Below are 21,746 nucleotides of genomic sequence, written 5' to 3' on the forward strand. Positions count from 1 at the left end.
GATATGATAGAATGAGAGTAAGGCAAGGAACGGAGGTTTACGGTTTGGAAAATAAATTTGATCTTGTGGCACAGTACGAGCCGAGCGGTGACCAGCCTGAAGCGATAGCAGAAATGGTCGAAAAAGTGAAAGCTGGTCAGCGGCATCAGACATTGCTTGGTGCTACCGGAACTGGAAAAACGTTTACGGTTTCCAATGTCTTAGAAGAAATTAACCGGCCGACACTTGTTATTGCACACAATAAAACATTGGCCGGACAACTGTACAGTGAGTTTAAGGAACTGTTTCCGAATAATGCTGTCGAATATTTTGTCAGCTATTATGACTACTATCAGCCGGAAGCGTATGTCCCGTCAACAGACACATTTATTGAAAAAGATGCAAGCATCAATGATGAAATTGACAAACTGCGGCACTCGGCGACATCTGCTTTGATTGAGCGGCGTGATGTGCTGATTGTTTCAAGTGTGTCGTGTATTTACGGCCTAGGGTCACCGGAAGAATATAAAAGCCAGGTCCTTTCTTTGAGGATGGGGATGGAAAAGGATCGCGACCAGCTTTTACGTGATCTTGTCGACATTCAATATGCCAGGAATGACATTGATTTCCAGCGTGGCACATTTCGAGTCCGCGGGGATTCTGTTGAGGTTATTCCGGCCTCCAGGGAAGAACACTGTATCCGGATTGAATTTTTCGGTGACGAAATTGACCGAATCCGTGAAGTCGATGCTCTGACAGGTGAGATTGTCGGGGACCGCGAGCATGTGGCTATTTTCCCGGCATCCCACTTCGTTACCCGTGAAGAAAAGCTGAAAAAGGCTATTAAAAATATCGAAAAAGAACTGGAAGAACAGCTAGCGGAACTTCGTGAGCAGGATAAGCTGCTTGAAGCGCAGCGGCTGGAGCAGCGGACAAACTATGATATTGAAATGATGAACGAGATGGGTTTCTGTTCGGGTATCGAGAATTATTCGCGGCACCTGACATTCCGGGAACCAGGATCGACGCCATATACACTTTTGGATTTCTTTCCGGACGATTTCCTTGTCGTTGTCGACGAATCGCACGTTACTCTTCCTCAGATCAGGGGTATGTATAATGGGGACAAGGCACGTAAACAAGTGCTGGTTGATCATGGTTTTCGTTTGCCGTCCGCTTTGGATAACCGTCCATTGACATTCGGTGAGTTTGAAAAAGCGACCAACCAGCTCATCTATGTTTCGGCAACGCCCGGACCGTATGAGGAGGAGCATGCACCCGATGTCACCGAGCAAATCATCCGTCCGACGGGGCTGCTGGATCCCGAGATCGACGTGCGCCCAATCGACGGGCAAGTTGACAATCTGATAGAGGAAATCAATAAGCGGTCCCAGCGGAATGAGCGCGTACTTGTGACGACACTGACGAAAAAAATGGCGGAAGACCTGACCGATTACTTGAAGGAAATTGGCATCAAAGTAGCCTACCTTCACTCAGAAATTAAGACACTGGAACGGATAGAAATTATCCGTGATTTGCGTGTCGGCAAGTATGATGTTTTAGTAGGAATCAACCTGCTAAGGGAAGGACTGGATATACCGGAAGTGTCACTGGTTGCCATTTTGGATGCTGATAAGGAAGGGTTCCTCCGCTCAGAGCGTTCCCTTATCCAGACAATGGGCCGGGCTGCCCGGAATGAAAACGGGGAAGTCATCATGTATGCCGACAAGGTGACAAAGTCGATGCAGGTGGCGATGGATGAAACGAACCGCCGCCGTGAAAAACAAATCGCCTATAATGAAAAATATAATATCACCCCGACAACCATACGGAAAGAAGTCAGAGATGTCATCCGTGCAACTGTCGCATCAGAAGATAATGAATCATACGAAAGCAAGAAAGCAGATGCTGCTGAACTGAGCAAAGCTGATAAAACGAAGATGGTGGAGGACATGGAAAAAGAAATGAAGCAGGCTGCAAAAGATCTGGATTTCGAAAAAGCTGCCGAGCTTCGTGATATCATTTTGGAACTCAAAGCGGAAGGATGACCTGTTCATGCCGAGTAAAGCAATTACCATTCAAGGTGCGCGTGCACATAATCTGCAGGATATTGATGTATCGATACCTAAAAATAAACTTGTTGTGCTGACAGGTTTGTCCGGATCCGGCAAATCCTCGCTAGCTTTTGACACAGTTTACGCAGAAGGGCAGCGACGCTATGTCGAATCCCTTTCTGCCTATGCCCGGCAATTTCTGGGTCAGATGGACAAGCCGGATGTAGATGCTATTGAAGGCCTGTCACCGGCAATTTCAATTGACCAGAAAACAACAAGCAAAAACCCGCGTTCAACCGTTGGAACGGTCACGGAAATTTATGATTATTTGCGGCTGCTGTATGCCCGCATTGGCCGGCCTACCTGTCCGAAACATGGCATTGAAATCAGTTCACAAACCGTCCAGCAGATGGTGGACCGTATTTTGCAATATCCAGAACGGACGAAAATGCAAATTCTTGCACCAGTTGTTTCCGGACGCAAGGGTGAGCATGTCAAAACCATTGAAAAGCTGAAACAGGAAGGGTATGTCCGGATTCGTGTCGATGGGGAAATGCGTGAAGTGACAGAGGATATCCAGCTTGATAAAAATAAATCCCACTCCATCGAAGTCATTGTCGACCGGATTATCGTTAAAGACGGTGTTGCCGGGCGCCTCAGTGACTCGATTGAGACCGCGCTTGGATTGGGTGGTGGCAACATCATCGTTGACGTGATTGGGGATGAAGAACTCATGTTCAGCGAAAATCACGCTTGTCCAATATGCGGATTTTCGATTGGGGAGCTGGAACCAAGGTTATTTTCCTTCAATAGCCCATATGGCGCTTGTCCGACCTGTGATGGTTTGGGAACCAATCTGGAAGTTGACTTGGAACTGGTGATTCCGGACCGTGAAAAGACACTGAAGGAGCATGCCATTGCAGCATGGGAGCCAATTAGTTCGCATTATTACCCGGAACTTTTGAAAAGTGTCTGTGACCATTATGGGATTGACATGACGATCCCAGTGAAAGACATTCCAAAAAAGCAAATGGAGAAAATTTTATATGGGAGTGGCAATGAAAAAATTCATTTCCATTACGTCAATGATTTTGGCAATGTAAGGGAGAATGACATTTATTTTGAAGGTGTGCTGAATAATATCGCCCGCCGGTACCGTGAAACATCCTCCGATTTCACTCGAGAACTGCTGGAAAAATACATGGCACAAAAAAATTGCCCGGATTGCCATGGACATCGGCTGAAGGAAGAGGCGCTGGCCGTATTGGTCAATGGCAAGCATATCAGCGAAGTGACGGATAATGCTATCACGGAAGCGAAAGAATTTTTCGTTCAACTTGACTTGACCGAAAAGGAGCAGACGATTGCTCAGATGATTTTGAAGGAAATCACGGACCGTCTGGATTTCATGAACAACGTTGGTCTGGATTATCTGACTCTGTCCCGCTCAGCAGGAACGCTGTCAGGCGGGGAGGCACAGCGGATCCGCCTTGCGACTCAGATTGGCTCGGCGCTGACAGGTGTGCTGTACGTCCTTGATGAGCCGTCAATCGGGCTGCATCAGCGTGACAATTACCGTCTGATTAATACGCTGAAGCAGATGCGCGATCTGGACAATACATTGATCGTGGTCGAACATGATGAAGATACGATGCTTGAGGCAGATCATCTGATTGATATAGGACCAGGTGCAGGTGAACATGGCGGTCAGATCGTCGCCAGCGACACACCTGAAAACGTGATGCACAACAAAGAATCATTGACAGGACAGTATCTTGCCGGAGACAGATACATTCCGATTCCGGTTAAACGGCGGAAACAAAATAAAAAGAAGCAAGTTAAAGTGATTGGTGCCGAAGAAAACAACTTGAAAAAAGTAGATGCGTCTTTCCCGGTTGGATTGATGACGGTTGTGACAGGTGTTTCCGGCTCCGGCAAGAGTACGCTGGTCAACGATATTTTATATAAATCCCTTTCCAAACAATTACACCGGGCCAAGCTTAAACCCGGAAAACACCAGCGGATTAATGGGATTGGAAACATTGAAAAAGTGATTGATATTGACCAGTCACCAATCGGCCGGACACCACGTTCGAACCCGGCGACCTATACTGGTGTGTTTGATAACATCCGTGATGTGTTTGCCCAGACGAACGAAGCGAAAGTGCGCGGTTACAAAAAAGGCCGGTTTAGTTTTAATGTGAAAGGCGGCCGCTGTGAGGCTTGCCATGGCGATGGGATTATCAAAATTGAAATGCATTTTCTGCCGGATGTGTATGTTCCTTGTGAAGTGTGTCATGGGAAACGATATAACCGGGAAACATTGGAAGTGGAATATAAAGGGAAAAGCATTGCAGATGTCCTGGAGATGACGATTGAAGAAGCACTGGACTTTTTCGGGAATATCCCAAAAATTAGGCGGAAACTGCAGACAGTGTATGATGTGGGACTTGGCTACATCAAACTGGGGCAGCCGGCTACAACTCTGTCCGGCGGGGAAGCACAGCGTGTCAAGCTGGCAAGCGAGCTCCACCGCCGCTCAAACGGCAAGACTTTCTATATTCTGGATGAGCCGACGACAGGCTTGCATACCGATGATATTAACAGGCTGTTGACCGTATTGCAGCGCCTTGTTGAGAATGGTGATACAGTCCTCATCATCGAGCATAACCTGGATGTAATTAAAACAGCCGACCACATCATTGATCTCGGTCCTGAAGGCGGAGATGGCGGCGGTGAAATTGTTGCAACCGGAACACCGGAGGAAATTGCCGCAGCGGATGCTTCTCATACAGGAAGGTATTTAAAGCCGATACTGGAACGCGACCAGAAGCGGATGGAAAAAGATAGGAAGCGACGCGAAAAAGTCGAATCGACATAGGTGCATAGCAGTGAGCCTTAGGGGTTTGCTGCTTTTGTTCTTAATCGGCTGGTGGTCGCCCGAGCAAGGTGGGAATTTCAGCTTGTAGGGGAAATATTAACCATATTGGTGAATATAAACCCCGGGCACAGCAATCTGCTGGTTTGGTCAAAACTTTTGACGATACCACGCCATTCCGATACTCTAAAATGAGAAGGTATACGCTGGGAGGTACAAACAGATGGAACCAATTGAAATCGAAAAAGTACAGCACTTATTAGAAAGTTTTATTAATAAAGATGTTTATATTCATCTGGAAACAACCAATGGCGCCTATGCGAGCCATTTTAACGATAAAGCCTACAATGTTGGTGCTTACGTTCGAAATGCACAAGTGAATTTTTCACAGGCTAAAATAGTCGGCGATGGGAAAACATTTCGCGCAGGCCTCAAACTCGAAATGGGATGGGTTTACGCAGAGGGTTTGACGGAGTGGACACTGCATCAGGATAGACAGCTGCTGCTCGCCGGCCATGATCGGGAAGGTCGGCTGATGGTTGCATTGCATATCAGTGAAACACCGCTTGGGCAGTGATCTGCATCTATTGGTGATAGAGCGGCCGCGGGTTCCATAGTGCAATCTATGCGAAAACAGTTTTTAACGAAATTTATTCAAATAACGAGGGTCAGGTGAATAGAATGGAAAAACATGTGGTGGTTATTTTTCCACACCCGGATGATGAATCGTTCGGGGCAGCAGGTACAATTGCTAGATTTCGTGAACAGGGTGTGCCGGTCACGTATTTGTGCGGAACACTTGGGGAAATGGGCAGGAACATGGGCTCCCCCGCTTTTGCGAATCGGGAAACGCTCCCGGCTGTGCGCAAAGAAGAACTGATTAATGCCTGCAGCAAATTGGATTTGGATCTGCGCATGCTTGGCTATCGAGATAAAACAGTGGAATTTGAAAACAAACAGGAAGTTGCGGAAAATCTGAAGCGCCATCTGGATGAATTGGAACCCAGTCTTGTGATAACTCATTATCCGGAATATGCGGTGCACCCGGATCATAATGCGATGGGGGCTGCTGCAGTGGAAGCGGTTCGGCAGATGGAACATGAAAAGCGTCCTGTTATCTGGGCACAGGCGATTTCCAACAATTATAAGCAAGATCTAGGGAAGCCGGATGTCGTCCATGATGTGACACCAACGTTTGACCGGAAGATGGAAGCGATAATGGCACACAAATCACAAGCGAGCGGAATTCTTGGCCAATTCAGTGAAAGTCCTTCCTTATCCGATGATCTGCTAGAAGCAGCCAAGGAGCAACTAGGAGTAGAACAGTTTTATCAGTGGAATTTTAGTGAATAGGGGTTGAAAGGGAGGGGAAAATATGAAAAAACGGTTATACAGATCCCGGAAGGAACGTATGATAGCAGGGATTTGTGGTGGACTGGCGGAGTACTTTGATATTGATCCGACGATTGTCCGTCTACTATTCGCAGGACTTGCCTTTGCAGGCGGTGCTTCCATTTACGCGTATATTATTGGTCTCTTTATTATCCCTAACAAAGAGGAGGTTCGCTGATGCTCTTACGGTGGGCTGTCTCGGTTGTGCTGAACGCTGTTGCTCTGATGGCAGCTGCCTGGCTGTTTTCTGGATTTCATCTGGAGGGGTTCGGCACAGCGCTACTGGCCAGCGTTATCCTCGGCATTCTTAATGCAATTGTGAAGCCGGTGCTCGTAGTCCTGACATTACCGATTACACTGCTGACACTTGGGTTGTTTCTGTTTGTCGTTAATGCGATTACATTGATGATTACACAGGCTGTCATGGATGAATCATTTGCAATCGCAGGATTTGGCACGGCAATCGTAGCAGCAGTGATTCTTTCGATTATCAATCTGCTGCTGAACCGGCTTGTAAAAGACAGAATAACATAAGCAGACCACCTCGCAGGTCCCCCCCCTGCGATTTTTCTTTTCTCATTCAAATATTCCATACCGTCAAAATATGCTACAATGTAAATCAGTAATGGCGGCATTATTGGAGGTTTCTATAAAAATGGCAAAAGTCCGCACAGAAGATTTACTGAAAAACTTTAACTTGACACTTGTTGCCGGCAATGATGGCATCCATAGAGAAATTCTTTCGAGTGATGTTCATCGGCCTGGCATTGAAATGACCGGTTATTTTCACTACTATCCGAAAGAACGGGTCCAGCTGATTGGCAAAACAGAAATGGCGTATTTCCTTGACCTGACTGAGGAAAACAAGAAAGATCGCATGGAACGGCTATGTAGCGACATTACTCCAGTAATTGTAATTTCCAGGGGAATGGATATTCCGGATGTTATTTTGGAAACGGCAGATGAAGCGGGAGTTCCGGTTTTGCATTCACCAAGAAAAACGACACGTGTCATAAGCAGGCTGACGAACTATCTTGAGGCAAAATTTGCGCCATTTACAGCCATCCATGGAGTTTTGGTGGATATTTACGGAGTTGGGGTCCTGCTGACCGGGCAGAGTGGCGTTGGTAAAAGTGAAACGGCGCTTGAACTCGTTAAACGGGGACACCGGCTTGTTGCGGATGATAGTGTGGAAATCCATCAGGAGGACTATGATCAGCTTATTGGCAATTCCCCGCCATTGATTGAACATTTGCTGGAAATTCGGGGGCTGGGAATCATTAATGTCATGACGCTGTTCGGGGCTGGCTCCGTTCGCAGTCATAAGAAAATATCGCTGATTATCAATCTGGAACTATGGGATGAGAATAAGCAGTATGACCGGCTTGGTCTTGATGAGGAAACGATGAAAATTATGGATGTCCGGCTTCCGAAGGCGACGATTCCTGTCCGGCCTGGGCGGAACCTTGCTGTCATCATTGAAGTTGCGGCAATGAACTTCCGATTGAAGCGAATGGGTGTTAATGCCGCGGAGGAATTTTCCGAGCGGCTGACAAAGATGATTGATCAGGAATCGGATATAGAGTAGGGGGAGTGATCAGTATGAGCTGCAGTGCACCGGCGTTGGATCGTGTTTTTGTTGAAATTGGACCGCTGTCCATCTATTGGTACGGTGTGATTATTGCATTGGGTGCCTTTTTGGGATTGTATTTCGCCACGAAGGAATCTGACCGGCTTGGCTTACAGAAAGACTTAATGACGGACTTAGTTGTTTTTGCGATTCCTGTGTCAATCATTTTTGCACGGATTTACTATGTTGTTTTTGAGTGGGACCGGTATGTGGGGGCGCCCTGGTGGGATGTATTTGCCATCTGGGAAGGTGGTATTGCCATTCATGGCGCATTAATTGGTGCCGTCTTGACTGCAATTTTGTTTGCTCGTGTGAAAAAGGTTTCCTTCTGGCAGCTGGCGGATATTGCCGCACCAAGTCTGATTCTTGGACAGGCGATTGGACGTTGGGGTAATTTTATGAATCAGGAGGCTCATGGCGGACCGATTTCGGAGTCTATGTTTAACAGTTTTCATACATATTTGCCTGACTTTATTATGAATCAGATGTGTATTGGCGGTGTCATGTATCACCCGACATTCCTTTATGAATCCATTTGGAATATTGCTGTGTTCCTATTTCTTCTGGTGCTCCGGCGCAAAAATCCATTGCGTGGCGAGGTGTTCCTGAGCTATTTGATGGCTTATTCCGCCGGCAGGTTCTTTATTGAGGGAATGCGGACGGACAGTCTTTATATACCGGGGACAGAGATTCGAATGGCACAGTTTATTTCTGTAGCACTGATTGCTGTGGTAATTGCCGTGATTGTGTACCGCCGTAAATCCGGTAAGGCGCGAAAACGGTATGATGGCCGGAAAACAAAGAAAAATAAAAAATGATGTGGAAGTGAGGGATTAGCTTGAATGGAATCTTACAGCGTGGGTTAAAGCAAGGGCTGCAGGTGACATGGACACTAGGAAAAGTTATTTTTCCGATTACGTTGATCGTAACCATTCTGCAGTTCACCCCAGTCCTTCCCTGGATTGTTGAAAAAGTCAGCCCGTTAATGGGTCTGTTTGGATTGTCTGGTGAAGCAGCAGTTCCACTCGTGCTCGGAAACGCACTTAACTTATATGCTGGGATTGCCGCGATTGTGTCGTTTGATTTTACCGTTAAACAAGTCTTCATCATGGCTGTAATGATGTCCTTTTCTCACAACCTTTTCATTGAGTCAACAGTGGCCTCCAAAGCAGGGGTGAGCTGGTGGCTTATCTCAGGCATCCGGCTGTCACTGGCGCTGATTTCAGCAACTGTCATTAATCTAATTTGGAATGGCGGATCAGAACAGGCGCAGTATGGCCTGATTTCCTCAGCAGACCCGGCCCTCAGTGGTTCGCTGGAAATTGCAATGCATGGTTTAGAGACAGCGCTGATAGCGATTGTGCAGCTGGCAGCGATAGTCATTCCACTAATGGTCGCGATGCAGTATTTGCGGGAAAAAGGCTGGCTGCACGTTTTCTCGGACAAATTGGCACCATTCACTAGATTTCTGGGGATGGAAAAAAATACAACCATGACACTTGTGGCAGGATTGACGATTGGTTTGGCCTATGGCGCGGGACTGATGATTCAAGCGGTAGAGGAAGATGGGGTGTCCAAACGTGATATGTATTTGGCACTTATCTTTCTTGTATCCTGTCATGCGGTCGTGGAAGATACATTAGTATTTATACCGCTTGGAATCCCTGTTTGGCCACTCTTGCTGATCCGGCTTCTAACAGCGATTATACTCACGATGACCGTCGCATTTATTTGGAGGCGGATTGAATATCGAAAAAGGAAGGGAACAGCACATGAGCATTCATACCGTACTCTTTGATTTAGATGGAACACTGATTGACACAAATGAATTAATCATTGAATCGTTTATGCATACGTTTCACCACTATGGCAAAGATCTCACCCGCGAGGAAGCGATTGAATTTATCGGACCGCCGTTGCGTGACACATTTCTTCAGTATAATTCCGGAAGGGCAGATGCCATGATTGAAACATACCGGGAACACAATAAACAGCATCACGATGATTATGTGAAAGCATTCCCGAATGTCGTGGAAACCATTGATCGATTACATAGAGAAAATGTTCAGCTCGGGATCGTAACGACAAAGATGAGGGGGACGGTGGATATGGGCTTAGCCGTGACAGGGCTTGACCACTATTTCAAAACAGTTATTACCTTAGATGACGTCACTTGTGCGAAACCGCATCCTGAGCCCGTTATAAAAGCGATGACCGAACTGGGGGCAAGTGCGGAATCAACTTTAATGGTCGGTGACAATTCCCATGACATCGAGGCAGGACAGAATGCCGGAATCAGAACAGCTGCGGTTGCGTGGTCACTGAAAAGCCGGGAGAAATTAATGGCATGCCGTCCAACCTATATGATGGAGGATATGTGGGATTTATTGGAAATAACGGGAGTGTAAGCCGATGCGGAGAACGAAACGATATCCTGTCAACCATGCGAATTCACTTTGGAAGATTTATGAAACCGTATCCTTCTGGAAGGTCATGAAAAATTTCATGGCCATCCAGCTGGGCCGATACACCCCGTTTTTGCGTGTGAAAAATTGGCTGTATCGGACGTTTTTGCGTATGGATGTCGGGGACAGGACCGCTTTTGCCCTGATGGTCATGCCCGATATTATGTTTCCTGAGAAAATTAAAGTGGGCACCAACAGTGTGATTGGATACAATACGACCATCCTTGCACATGAGTATTTGATTCATGAATACCGGATTGGGGAAGTGGTGATTGGCGATGATGTGATGATTGGAGCCAACGCCACGATTCTTCCCGGTGTCACGATTGGTGATGGTGCTGTTGTATCGGCGGGGACACTGGTGCACAAAGATGTAGCACCTGGGTCATTCGTCGGCGGAAATCCGATGCAGCTGATCCGCACGAAAGAAGAGATGGAGAATACCAACGACGAGAATAATGATAAAGGTGATGAATCATGAACATGCCAACTGGGATTCTCCCTGCAATCCGCAGCATGAAAGATTTTGACAGAGCATTGGAAACAGAGCATGGCACAATTGTATTGCTGGAGACACGGCTTGCCCAGCTGAAAAGTCTAGTAACGTATGCGAAGCGGGCCGGGAAACAGGTACTCGTACATTTTGACCTGATTCAGGGTTTGAAAGCGGATGAATACGGCATGGAATTTTTAGTTCGCGCCATCAAACCAGATGGGATTATTTCTACAAGAGGCAGTATTATTAAACTCGCGAAAAAACATAATCTGTTGGCGATTCAGCGCATGTTTTTGCTGGACAGCATGGCAGTTGATCACAACCTGCAATTGATTGAACGTTTTCAGCCGGACTGTGTGGAACTGCTGCCAGGGCTGATTCCGGATATAATCGCCCACATCCATAGGGAAACTTCCATCCCGGTCATTGCCGGCGGTCTCATCCGGAACATGGAAGAGATCACTGCTGCGTTTGAGGCGGGCGCAGCAGCCGTATCAACGTCTGACCATAATTTGTGGGAGCCATCATAGTACCCAGTGAAAATATAGCAGGTGGTCGTCTGGGAATCCCGGGCCTTTATGTAACCGGTGATCCAGGTGCTACAGATAAAGATGCAAGAGAGGGGACATTGAAAATCCGATTTGGGCTCGGTTTTGCAAAAGCGCACACGTTTGTGACCGGCCAGACACCTGTTATGCGCTGCCATAGAGACTTGATGAAAGCGATTCTGAGCGGCAAAACACAGATTGCCAAAGCCGTCAACATTGATTTCATTGGACCAAGCTCCGGAGGGTTATAAGAAATTTGATGGTGGAGCATCGAAAAAATTTGTCATCGATCCGCACGGTCTGGTGCGAAGCTGAGTCTTTTCCTGCAATTAAAAATGTAAACAACAACTGTTGACAGCGTTTACATTTTGAGGTAAAATTGTTTCCACAAGTTAAGAACGTGGTGGAGACATGGAGACCCACGCTGCAATGGTACTTTTTCAGGTTAAGTACTATGATTGCGGCGTGGTTTTTTTGTGTTTACCTGTTCTAATTTGATGGTTATAAAGAGGAGTGTTCATTATGCCTGAATTTTTGGCTGAACTAATTGGTACAATGATATTGATCATCTTAGGAGGTGGCGTTGTTGCCGGTGTGGTTTTAAAAAAGTCGAAAGCGGAAGGGACCGGCTGGGTGCTAATCACCATCGGCTGGGGTTTAGGTGTTACAATGGGGGTATACGCGGTTGGCCAGTTTACAGGAGCGCATATTAATCCTGCTGTGACACTTGGGTTTGCCGCTGCAGGTGAGTTCCCGTGGGCGAAAGTTCCGATGTATATAAGTGCCCAATTGATTGGCGCTTTTATTGGGGCAGTCATTGTATTCTTCAACTACTTGCCTCATTGGAAAGAAACAGAAGATAAAGTGGCGAAACGGGATGTGTATTCAACAACTCCTGCTATCCGCAGCCCATTTTCCAACTTGGTCAGCGAGATGATTGGTACCTTTGTTCTATTAATGGGACTCATGTTTATTGGTGCAAATGACTTTACAGAAGGACTTAATCCGCTGATAGTTGGTCTATTAATCGTTGCGATTGGCATGTCACTTGGAGGTACAACCGGATATGCTATCAACCCGGCGCGTGACCTCGGACCAAGAATTGCTCACGCATTACTGCCGATTCCCGGAAAGGGCGGATCGGACTGGGGCTATTCATGGATCCCGGTTATTGGCCCAATTTTAGGCGGTATATATGGTGCTTTATTTTATAATGCCATGTTTATTGGTGAGTTTTCGGTTCTGTTTTGGATCTTAAGTGCTGTTGTCGTGTTTATTTTTATCGGTGCCGCAGTAACGGAGCTTAGGAAGGAAAAAGGACATTTCGGGGAAAAATTTTAGCGAAGAAGCTTTATAGGAGGAGATCAAAATGAGTGAGACATTCATTCTATCACTGGATCAGGGGACAACGAGTTCAAGAGCAATCTTGTTTAATCATGATGGGGAGATCGTAGAAACGGCTCAGAAAGAATTTGAACAATTCTTCCTGCATCCAGGATGGGTCGAACACGATGCCAATGAAATCTGGACATCTGTCCTGTCATGTATTTCAGAGGTACTGCGCAAGGCAGATATCGAGCCCTCGCAGATTGCTGGAATCGGAATCACGAACCAGCGTGAGACAACGGTTGTGTGGGACAAAAACACCAAAAAACCCGTTTACAAGGCTATTGTGTGGCAATCACGCCAGACAGATGACATATGCAAAGAACTCAATGATCAAGGGTATGGTGATGTCGTCAGGAGTAAAACAGGTTTGTTGATTGATGCCTACTTCTCCGGAACGAAAGTGAAATGGATCCTTGACAATGTAGATGGGGCAAGAGAGAAAGCTGAAAACGGTGATTTGCTATTCGGAACGATGGATACGTGGCTTGTTTATAAACTTTCAGGCGGGAAAACACATATCACAGACTATTCCAACGCTTCTCGGACCCTAATGTTCAATATTTATGATCTGGAGTGGGACGATGACCTGCTCGATATGCTGGGTGTTCCTAAAAGTATGCTGCCGGAAGTCCGTCAGTCTTCTGAAGTTTATGCTAAGACGGTTGACTACCATTTCTTCGGCCATGAAGTTCCGATTGCCGGAATTGCAGGTGATCAGCAGGCAGCTCTGTTCGGCCAGGCATGCTTTGAAAGGGGAATGGCCAAAAACACATATGGAACAGGCAACTTCATGCTGATGAACACTGGTGAAGAAGGTGTTGCATCTGAACACGGGTTACTGACAACTCTTGCCTGGGGTGTCGACGGAAAAGTGGAATATGCACTGGAAGGCAGTATTTTTGTATCGGGGTCGGCTATCCAGTGGCTGCGTGATGGGCTTAAAATCATTGAAGACTCCCCGCAGAGTGAAGATTATGCCACAAGAGTGGGTTCAACGGATGGTGTGTATATGGTCCCGGCATTTGTCGGACTTGGAACGCCTTATTGGGACAGTGATGTACGAGGGGCCTTCTTTGGCATCACACGCGGAACTTCGAGAGAGCACATTATCCGGGCTACATTAGAAGCACTTGCCTACCAGTCAAAAGATGTTTTGGACGCGATGATTGCAGATTCTGGCACTGATTTGAAAACATTACGCGTTGACGGCGGGGCTGTTAAAAATGACTTTTTAATGCAATTCCAGAGTGACATTCTCGGTGTTCCGGTTGAACGGCCGGTAGTGCAGGAAACAACTGCGCTGGGGGCAGCGTACCTTGCAGGTCTTGCTGTTGGTTATTGGAAGGATAAAGAGGAAATTGCTAAGCAGTGGAAAAATGAAAAGACGTTTCAGCATGAAATGGATGAACAGACACGTGAAGAACTGTATGCTGGCTGGAAAAAAGCAGTAGAGGCAGCACGGGTATTTAAATAAATTTTGTTGAAGGTGAGAACGATAGTATTGAATGAGAAAGTTTTCTAAAAGGCTGTTCTTTTTGCGTTACTTTAGAGGATGAAAACCTGCTTAACAATTTCTATAAACTGCGACGCACTGCGGGAGGGGCGATTTCCGCTCCGGACAGTCGCTTTCCGCGGGCAACGCTTCAGCTTCCTCGGAAGCAAAAACCGCTTCCTGTGGGATCTTCAGCTGTTGCTTTTCCCGCAGGAGTCGACTGTCCTCCGCTCCAATCAAATGCCGCAATAGCGAAGGAAATACACAAAACAACTGCACTAGAAAGGTAACAAAGTTTACAAAGAGAGCCTTTGAAAAGAAAAGAGCGAGGAGGGTTTATATGAAAAAAATCATTAACGATCCAAATCAGGTCGTTCAAGATATGGTGGAAGGGCTGGTTGCTTCATCACCTAATGACATTAAACAGCTACCTGGAACAACGGCGGTCGTGAAAACAGACGCTCCAAATGCCAATAAAGTAGGCCTTGTCAGTGGTGGAGGAAGCGGTCATGAACCCGCACATGCAGGCTATGTGGGAAAGGGGATGCTTGATGCTGCTGTTGTTGGTGAGGTATTTACATCACCAACGCCTGACCAAGTATTCGAGGCAATTAAGGCGGTCGATAGCGGAGCAGGTGTATTATTAATCATTAAAAACTACACTGGTGATGTGCTTAATTTTGAAATGGCAGCAGAACTTGCAGAAGCAGAAGGAATTAGGGTGGAAAAGGTAATTGTAAACGACGATATTGCGGTAGAAGAAAGTTCCTCGACCACTGGCAGAAGGGGGATTGCCGGAACCGTATTCGTTCATAAAATGGCCGGGGCAAAGGCTGAACAGCGCGGGACTTTGGAGGAAGTAAAGGCTGTTGCTGCTAAAGCTGCCACAAACGTCCGGTCCATGGGAATGGCACTGACACCGTGTACTGTTCCTGCCGCTGGGACACCTAGTTTTCAATTAGACGAGAATGAAATGGAAATTGGCATCGGCATCCATGGTGAGGCAGGGATTGAACGCAAAGTTATATCAACAGCTGATGACGTTGCAGCTGAGCTCACAGGTAAAATTTTAGAAGACTTTGATTTCACTGGTGATGTCGCTGTTATGGTGAACGGGCTAGGTTCAACACCGGAGATGGAGTTATATATTGTAAACAAAAAAGTTCAAGCAATTTTAGCGGAAAAGGGCTTAAATGTTTATAAAACATTTGTTGGTGAATATATGACATCGCTGGAGATGGCAGGCTGTTCCGTCACTTTATTGAACCTGGATGACGAGTTGAAAGAATTACTTGATGTCGCATCAGATGCACCTGCCTTTCGCAGTTAGAAAAGGGGGATTTATTCATTATGGAACTGCATGTTCAGGATATGATTAACTGGTTTGACAAAATAAATGAAAAAGTACAGGCAAATAAAGAATATCTTACATCCCTTGATCAGGCAATCGGTGATGGAGATCACGGCATTAATATGGCCCGTGGTTTTCAGGAAACAGTGAATAAACTATCAGCGCAGGACTATGCAAACGCAGCCGATGTCTTGAAAGATGCTGCTATGACGTTAATGTCAAAGGTTGGTGGGGCATCAGGGCCTTTATTTGGGACAATATTTTTAAAAATGTCTATGGCGGTAAAAGGAAATGACATGATTGACCATGAAACTTTTTCCAGGGGGCTGGAAGAAGCGGTGAATGGTGTGAAACAGCGGGGGAAGGCATCGGAGGGTGAAAAAACACTTGTCGATGTATGGTCCAGGATGGCTGTTCACTTCCAGCAGGAAACGGATTTCGATGCGGAAAAAGTCACGGAAGCCGCTAAAAATGCGATGGAGGAAACAAAGGATATGATGGCAACGAAAGGCCGGGCTGCGTACTTCAAAGAACGGTCTATTGGACATATTGATCCGGGTTCCGCCTCCTCCTATTATATTTTTGATGCGCTTGCCAACACGATTGAAGGGAGGTCATAACATGTCTTATACAGGTGTTGTACTCATTTCCCACAGCCCTAAAGTCGCTGATGGGGTAAAAGATATAATTCGCCAAGTAATCAAGGATGTACCGATTGAAACTGCTGGGGGTACGGAAGAAAATGAAATCGGAACAAGTGTGGAAAAAGTGCAGGAAGCAATTCATCGTGCAGACGAAGGTGACGGTGTGGTAATGTTTTATGATATTGGCAGTGCAAAAATGAATGCCGAGATGGCTGTGGAGATGAGTGGGACAGTGAATGTTAAAATAGTGGAAGCCCCACTGGTAGAAGGAGCGTATTTGGCTGCTGTGGAATCCGGTATGGATAAGAACCTTCAGGAGATAATTAAAGCTGTAGAGAAGGAATTTGGATCACCATAAGGCAGGAAATGTGCTAAAACTTCCGCTATGCAATTGAATAACAGTGTGATAAAATAAAGGTAAGTTAATACATGTGCCGGAGAAATGGAGAAACCACAAATTGCTAATGAAGCAACGTTCATTAGCCTTGTTTGTGGTTTCTTTTTTTTTTCGGAAATACATGAAAAGCCTTTAAAAAGGGTAATGATAGATGTAGATAAAAAGGAGCGGATGGTTATGACTAATTTTTCCAGTTATCATAGAGATACGATTTTTCAACAGATTGAAAACAAGCAGCTCGATGTATTAGTGATCGGCGGTGGCATTACTGGTGCTGGGATTGCACTTGATGCAACTACACGCGGGATGAATACTGCTGTAGTGGAAATGCAGGATTTTGCGGCCGGAACATCCAGCAGATCAACCAAGCTGGTCCATGGCGGGCTGCGCTATTTAAAACAGTTCGAAGTGAAAATGGTTGCGGAAGTTGGAAAAGAACGGGAAATCGTTTATGAAAATGGACCACATGTCACAACCCCTGAATGGATGATGCTTCCATTTTATAAAGAAGGGACGTTTGGTCCATTTACAACGAATATTGGATTGCGTGTCTATGATTTCCTGGCAGGTGTCAAGAAAGAGGAACGCAGAAAAATGCTCAGTCCGGAAGAAGCAGTGGGAAAGGAACCCCTCGTTAAAAGTGAGGGACTGAAAGGTGCCGGCTTTTATGTAGAATATAAGACAGATGATGCCAGGCTTACGATTGAAGTGATGAAAAAGGCAATCGAAAAAGGGGCACATGCGGTAAACTACGCAAAAGTGGTCGATTTCATTTATCAATCCGGGAAAATAGCTGGTGTTATCGTGGAAGATCAGATTAACAAGAAACAGCATCATGTGTATGCGAAAAAAATAGTGAATGCTGCTGGTCCGTGGGTTGACGACCTTCGAGAAATTGATGGATCTAAAAAAGGAAAAAACCTTCATTTAACAAAGGGCGTCCATTTAATTTTTTCGGAAAAACGTTTTCCATTAAAGCAGGCCATTTATTTTGATGCACCGGATGGTCGGATGGTTTTTGCCATCCCCCGAAATAAAAAGACATATGTTGGAACGACCGATACGAGCTATGATGGCGATATTGCCCATCCCGTCATGACGGTAGAGGACCGGGATTATTTGTTGGATGCAATTAATTATATGTTCCCATCCCTCGAGATGACGAAGGAGGATGTGGACTCAAGCTATGCGGGACTGAGGCCATTGATTGCTGAAGAGGGAAAAGATGATCCCGATGAAATCTCCCGAAAAGATGAAATATTCATCTCGGATTCAGGCCTGATTTCCATGGCAGGCGGAAAATTAACAGGATACCGCAAAATGGCTGAACAGGCTGTTGATACGGTGGCGAAACAGCTGAAAGAGGAAGAAGGTATTCTTTATTCTGAGTCGGAAACAGAGCATTTGCCTATTTCCGGCGGGGAAACAGGTGGCTCAAAAGGATTTCAGCAATTGAAGGATCGAAAAATTGCTGAAGCAGTGGACTTAGGAATAGATGAAGAAACGGCTTTATTCCTTCTCCAGCAATACGGTGCCAATATTGATAAAATCTTTGCATTGTTCCAGGAAGAAAAACCGACCGCCCAAGAAGCTGGGATTGACCCGGTTGTATTTGCTGAACTGGTCTATGCCATGAGGTATGAAATGACATACAAACCGGTTGATTTTTTTGTACGGCGGACCGGTGCATTGTTTTTCGACATCGACTTTGTCAAAGCCCATAAGGATAATGTGATGAAGTATATGGCTGATGCATTGCAATGGAATAATGAACAAAAAGATCAGTATAAAAATGAACTTGAGCAACTACTGCATGAGGCAGTCCATCCGGCTAAATAACACAGCCGGATTTTTCCTTTCCAAAAGGCTCTTACCGCATACTTTGTTGTTTTCACATCGCGGTTGATATAAACTGCGACATAGTGAGTGACGTTTTTCTGGTTTTAGTGATGATTGAGTGGTTGGATTCCACTCCGGCACGTCGTGTTGCAAGCTTTTCGGTGAAGCAGCACTCCTCGCAGAAGGGGGAATTTTCATCCATTGATTTGGTGAAAAGTCTCCCAATTTTTCTTTGAATTAATCATCATTTGAAAAAAGGGGCACCTTTTCAGTGGCCTAGACTTTTGGTCTTGAGAAGCCTTCTCTCGGACATTTCGGCCCGCATTTAGATGACTTTTGGCCTTGAGAAGCCATCTCACGGACATTTCGGCCCGCTTTTAGATGACTTTTGGCTTTGAGAAGCCATCTCACGGACTATTCGTCCCGCTTTTGGATGGCTTTTGGCCTTGAGAAGCCATCTCACGGACATTTCGGCCCGCTTTTAGGTGGCTTTTGGCCTTGAGAAGCCTTCTCACGGACTATTCGTCCCGCTTTTGGGTGGCTTTTGGCCTTGAGAAGCTTTCTCTCGGACTATTCGTCCCACTTTTGGATGACTTTTGGCCTTGAGAAGCCTTCTCACGGACTTTTGAGCGGCGCTTTTCCTGAAGCCGTGCCCGCGGTAAAGAAGACACTGCGAAAAGCGTGAGGTTGAGCAGATGTCGCACTTATGCCTGTGGTGAAAGCGACTGCCCGGAGTGGAAATCAACGTAGCAGTTACGTCGCAGTTTATAGAAATTGTTCAGCAGGGTCTCATTCTCTAAGGTGATTGCGAGAAGCAGCAGTTTTTTAAAAAACTGACTTCCAAAGATATATAACTTTCCGTGCAATTATGGTATACTTTGTTCGGCAAGATTTGACAAATAGGGGGTGCTGACATGAAACAAGACGATAAATCAACACGAGCTGAAGAAAATATTATCCCCTTTATCCCGGACGGAGATTTTTATTTTACGAAAGGTGTCGAAGCCTTTCAAAAGCGGAAATTTGATATTGCGATAAAATGGCTTCGGAAGGCGATCGAGGCAGAGCCTGAGAATCTGTTATACCAATGTCAGTTGTCGATTATCTACACTGAAATCGGATCATATCATTTGGCTAATCAATTATTGACGGAAGTGCTGGAAACTTCCGGCGGTCATTATACGGACTGCTATTACCTGCTTGCAAATAATTACGCCCATTTGGGACTCTTGAATGATGCAAAAAAGCATGCGGAATCATATCTTAATAAAGACCCGAATGGCGATCTGCGTGAAGATGCAGAACACTTGATTGAACTCGTAACGAGCGATGATCAGGAAGAAGATGAGTGGGAATTTGAGGAAGAAGATGAATTGCTCGTTTATCAGGAAACCGTATTTTATCATATGGAACATAAAGCATGGGACAAGGCACTTCCACTGCTGGAAGAAATGACAGTATTATTTCCAGAACATGCGAATGTCCGGCATGATTATGCGTATGCCCTGTTTTTTGCTGGTTATGAAAAAGATGCGGTCGATATGGAAGAGGGGTTGCTGGAAGAGTCTCCCGGTTCTTTGCACAGTCATAGTAACCTGGCTGTGTTTTATCATGGATGGAATCAGAGGAAAGAATTTGAATTGCATATCCACGCATTAAAGAATGTATATCCGGTACACGAACAGCAGAAACTGCGTATAGCAGTGACTTTCGCCCAAACTGGTTTCCATGAAGAGGCGTATGCAAGGTTTAGAGCAATCGATGAGAAGCAGGTGAAAAATCACCTTTCGTATTATAAATGGTACAGTGTTGCGGCATATAAACTTGGCAAGCCTTCAAAGGCACTTTCCATATGGGAGCAAGGCTGCAGGTGGCACCCTGTTCTTGCAGAGGAAGAAGGCCCATGGGATGCGGACTGACAGCCTTCATAATTGCATGAGCATAACATTAGACGAGAATGCAGACTTGCTATACGATGGATGTGGCTTTGAAGAATAGTGAAGAAAGGGCTGATAACATGGCCGAAGAACGTATGTATGATGTCATTATTGTGGGTGCGGGACCTGCCGGTATGACTGCAGCGGTTTATGCGTCACGCGCAAATCTGGACACATTGATGATTGAACGTGGCATTCCGGGCGGTCAGGTGGCCAATACAGAAGATGTAGAGAACTATCCTGGCTACGACCATATTTTGGGTCCGGATTTATCCAATAAAATGTTTGAACATGCGAAAAAGTTTGGTGCGGAATATGCGTATGGCGATATTAAAGAAATTGAGGACCATGGTGAATACAAAACCATTATCGCTGGAAAGAAACAATACCATACACGCGCCTTGATTATTACGACGGGCGCCCAGTATAAGAAGCTTGGCATTCCAGGTGAAGAGGAGCTGGGTGGACGCGGTGTTTCCTATTGTGCCGTTTGTGATGGTGCATTTTTCAAAGGTAAAGACCTTATCGTCGTTGGCGGCGGAGACTCAGCCGTCGAGGAAGGTATGTATTTGACGCGCTTTGCGAACAAGGTTACGATCGTTCACCGCAGAGACGAACTGCGAGCACAGAAAATTCTGCAGGACCGGGCTTTTGACAATGATAAAATTGAGTTCATTTGGAACACCGAAGCAAAAGAGATTAACGGCCCAAGTGGAAAGGTAGAAAGCGTCACGTTGTATAACAACCAGACTGGTGAAGAGTATGACCACGCAATTGACGGGGTGTTCATCTACATTGGCATGCTGCCACTGAATGAACCGTTCCTGTCATTGGGGATTACGAATGAAGAGGGGTATATCCCAACGAACGAAAACATGGAGACATCGATCCCAGGTATATTTGCTGCGGGCGACATCCGTGAGAAGTCACTTCGTCAAATTGTGACAGCTACAGGTGACGGAAGTATTGCAGCCGAAACAGCTCAAAAGTATCTGGAAGATTTAATGGAAGAAATAAAAGCTGCACAATCCTAAGCCGTTTGTGCGTTTATAAGCGGCTGGCAATATTGGAGGCGGGGACCCCTCCGAACGTCTCCAGCCATGCCAGTCCTGATTTTGTGGCTTTTTGTAATGTTTTATTCACCAGAAAGTAATTACTTCTTAACGATGCTGTAACACGCACGAAACAATTATTGGTTATAATGGAATTAACTAATTGACCCCCTTTTAATAATAAATTAGTTTTTCTGCAGGTG

The 21,746-nt window shown here is 45.8% G+C and carries 20 protein-coding genes and 1 pseudogene; all 21 read left to right on the forward strand.

Annotated features, from left to right (window positions below; translation table 11 throughout):
- Positions 1–44 precede the first annotated feature (44 nt).
- The 21 genes and pseudogenes from uvrB (at position 45) to trxB (ending at position 21,525) form a co-directional block, all read left to right on the forward strand.
- On the forward strand, positions 45–2,027 hold the full coding sequence (gene uvrB / locus ACFSUO_RS09725; RefSeq protein ID WP_382393507.1) for an excinuclease ABC subunit UvrB: 1,983 nt from the start codon (positions 45–47) through the stop codon (positions 2,025–2,027).
- Positions 2,028–2,034: 7 nt separating this feature from the next.
- Positions 2,035–4,914 (forward strand): excinuclease ABC subunit UvrA, encoded by a 2,880-nt coding sequence (gene uvrA / locus ACFSUO_RS09730; RefSeq protein ID WP_382393509.1) that lies wholly within the window; start codon positions 2,035–2,037, stop codon positions 4,912–4,914.
- 220 nt (positions 4,915–5,134) lie between these two features.
- On the forward strand, positions 5,135–5,488 hold the full coding sequence (locus tag ACFSUO_RS09735; protein ID WP_382393511.1) for a YojF family protein: 354 nt from the start codon (positions 5,135–5,137) through the stop codon (positions 5,486–5,488).
- A gap of 104 nt (positions 5,489–5,592) precedes the next feature.
- Complete coding sequence (gene bshB2 / locus ACFSUO_RS09740) at positions 5,593–6,264, forward strand: bacillithiol biosynthesis deacetylase BshB2 (protein WP_382393513.1); 672 nt, start codon at positions 5,593–5,595, stop codon at positions 6,262–6,264.
- Positions 6,265–6,286: 22 nt separating this feature from the next.
- Complete coding sequence (locus tag ACFSUO_RS09745) at positions 6,287–6,481, forward strand: PspC domain-containing protein (RefSeq protein ID WP_382393515.1); 195 nt, start codon at positions 6,287–6,289, stop codon at positions 6,479–6,481.
- Positions 6,481–6,837: a phage holin family protein gene (locus tag ACFSUO_RS09750; RefSeq protein ID WP_382393517.1), complete on the forward strand. Its 357-nt coding sequence runs from the start codon at positions 6,481–6,483 to the stop codon at positions 6,835–6,837. The genes ACFSUO_RS09745 and ACFSUO_RS09750 overlap by 1 nt, the downstream gene beginning before the upstream one ends.
- Positions 6,838–6,958: 121 nt before the next feature.
- On the forward strand, positions 6,959–7,891 hold the full coding sequence (gene hprK / locus ACFSUO_RS09755; protein WP_382393519.1) for an HPr(Ser) kinase/phosphatase: 933 nt from the start codon (positions 6,959–6,961) through the stop codon (positions 7,889–7,891).
- Positions 7,892–7,905: 14 nt separating this feature from the next.
- Positions 7,906–8,751: a prolipoprotein diacylglyceryl transferase gene (gene lgt / locus ACFSUO_RS09760; protein WP_382393521.1), complete on the forward strand. Its 846-nt coding sequence runs from the start codon at positions 7,906–7,908 to the stop codon at positions 8,749–8,751.
- A gap of 20 nt (positions 8,752–8,771) precedes the next feature.
- Entirely contained in the window at positions 8,772–9,731 is a 960-nt protein-coding gene (locus ACFSUO_RS09765) for a nucleoside recognition domain-containing protein (RefSeq protein ID WP_382393523.1), read from the forward strand.
- Complete coding sequence (gene ppaX / locus ACFSUO_RS09770) at positions 9,706–10,341, forward strand: pyrophosphatase PpaX (RefSeq protein ID WP_382393525.1); 636 nt, start codon at positions 9,706–9,708, stop codon at positions 10,339–10,341. The genes ACFSUO_RS09765 and ppaX overlap by 26 nt, the downstream gene beginning before the upstream one ends.
- 4 nt (positions 10,342–10,345) lie before the next feature.
- Positions 10,346–10,879 (forward strand): acyltransferase, encoded by a 534-nt coding sequence (locus ACFSUO_RS09775; protein ID WP_382393527.1) that lies wholly within the window; start codon positions 10,346–10,348, stop codon positions 10,877–10,879.
- Positions 10,876–11,424, forward strand: a complete 549-nt coding sequence (locus ACFSUO_RS09780; protein WP_382393529.1) for a glycerol-3-phosphate responsive antiterminator — start codon at positions 10,876–10,878, stop codon at positions 11,422–11,424. The genes ACFSUO_RS09775 and ACFSUO_RS09780 overlap by 4 nt, the downstream gene beginning before the upstream one ends.
- 20 nt (positions 11,425–11,444) lie before the next feature.
- A pseudogene (locus ACFSUO_RS09785) lies at positions 11,445–11,757 on the forward strand (formaldehyde dehydrogenase, glutathione-independent); the annotation flags it as partial.
- A 207-nt stretch (positions 11,758–11,964) separates the two neighbouring features.
- Positions 11,965–12,783, forward strand: coding sequence for an MIP/aquaporin family protein (locus ACFSUO_RS09790; protein WP_382393531.1), 819 nt, complete (start codon positions 11,965–11,967; stop codon positions 12,781–12,783).
- A 28-nt stretch (positions 12,784–12,811) separates the two neighbouring features.
- Positions 12,812–14,305: a glycerol kinase GlpK gene (gene glpK / locus ACFSUO_RS09795; RefSeq protein WP_382393533.1), complete on the forward strand. Its 1,494-nt coding sequence runs from the start codon at positions 12,812–12,814 to the stop codon at positions 14,303–14,305.
- A 358-nt stretch (positions 14,306–14,663) separates the two neighbouring features.
- The gene (dhaK, locus tag ACFSUO_RS09800; RefSeq protein WP_382393535.1) at positions 14,664–15,653 is read left to right on the forward strand and encodes a dihydroxyacetone kinase subunit DhaK; all 990 of its coding nucleotides are present in this window, start codon (positions 14,664–14,666) and stop codon (positions 15,651–15,653) included.
- A 20-nt stretch (positions 15,654–15,673) separates the two neighbouring features.
- Complete coding sequence (dhaL, locus tag ACFSUO_RS09805) at positions 15,674–16,294, forward strand: dihydroxyacetone kinase subunit DhaL (protein WP_382393537.1); 621 nt, start codon at positions 15,674–15,676, stop codon at positions 16,292–16,294.
- 1 nt (position 16,295) lies between these two features.
- Positions 16,296–16,676: a dihydroxyacetone kinase phosphoryl donor subunit DhaM gene (gene dhaM / locus ACFSUO_RS09810; protein WP_382393539.1), complete on the forward strand. Its 381-nt coding sequence runs from the start codon at positions 16,296–16,298 to the stop codon at positions 16,674–16,676.
- A gap of 216 nt (positions 16,677–16,892) precedes the next feature.
- Positions 16,893–18,554, forward strand: coding sequence for a glycerol-3-phosphate dehydrogenase/oxidase (locus ACFSUO_RS09815; protein ID WP_382393541.1), 1,662 nt, complete (start codon positions 16,893–16,895; stop codon positions 18,552–18,554).
- 914 nt (positions 18,555–19,468) lie between these two features.
- Positions 19,469–20,473 (forward strand): tetratricopeptide repeat protein, encoded by a 1,005-nt coding sequence (locus tag ACFSUO_RS09820; RefSeq protein ID WP_382393543.1) that lies wholly within the window; start codon positions 19,469–19,471, stop codon positions 20,471–20,473.
- A gap of 98 nt (positions 20,474–20,571) precedes the next feature.
- Positions 20,572–21,525 (forward strand): thioredoxin-disulfide reductase, encoded by a 954-nt coding sequence (gene trxB / locus ACFSUO_RS09825; protein ID WP_382393581.1) that lies wholly within the window; start codon positions 20,572–20,574, stop codon positions 21,523–21,525.
- Positions 21,526–21,746 lie beyond the last annotated feature (221 nt).

The organism is Lentibacillus juripiscarius (assembly GCF_042685205.1).
GTDB lineage: Bacteria > Bacillota > Bacilli > Bacillales > Amphibacillaceae > Lentibacillus > Lentibacillus juripiscarius.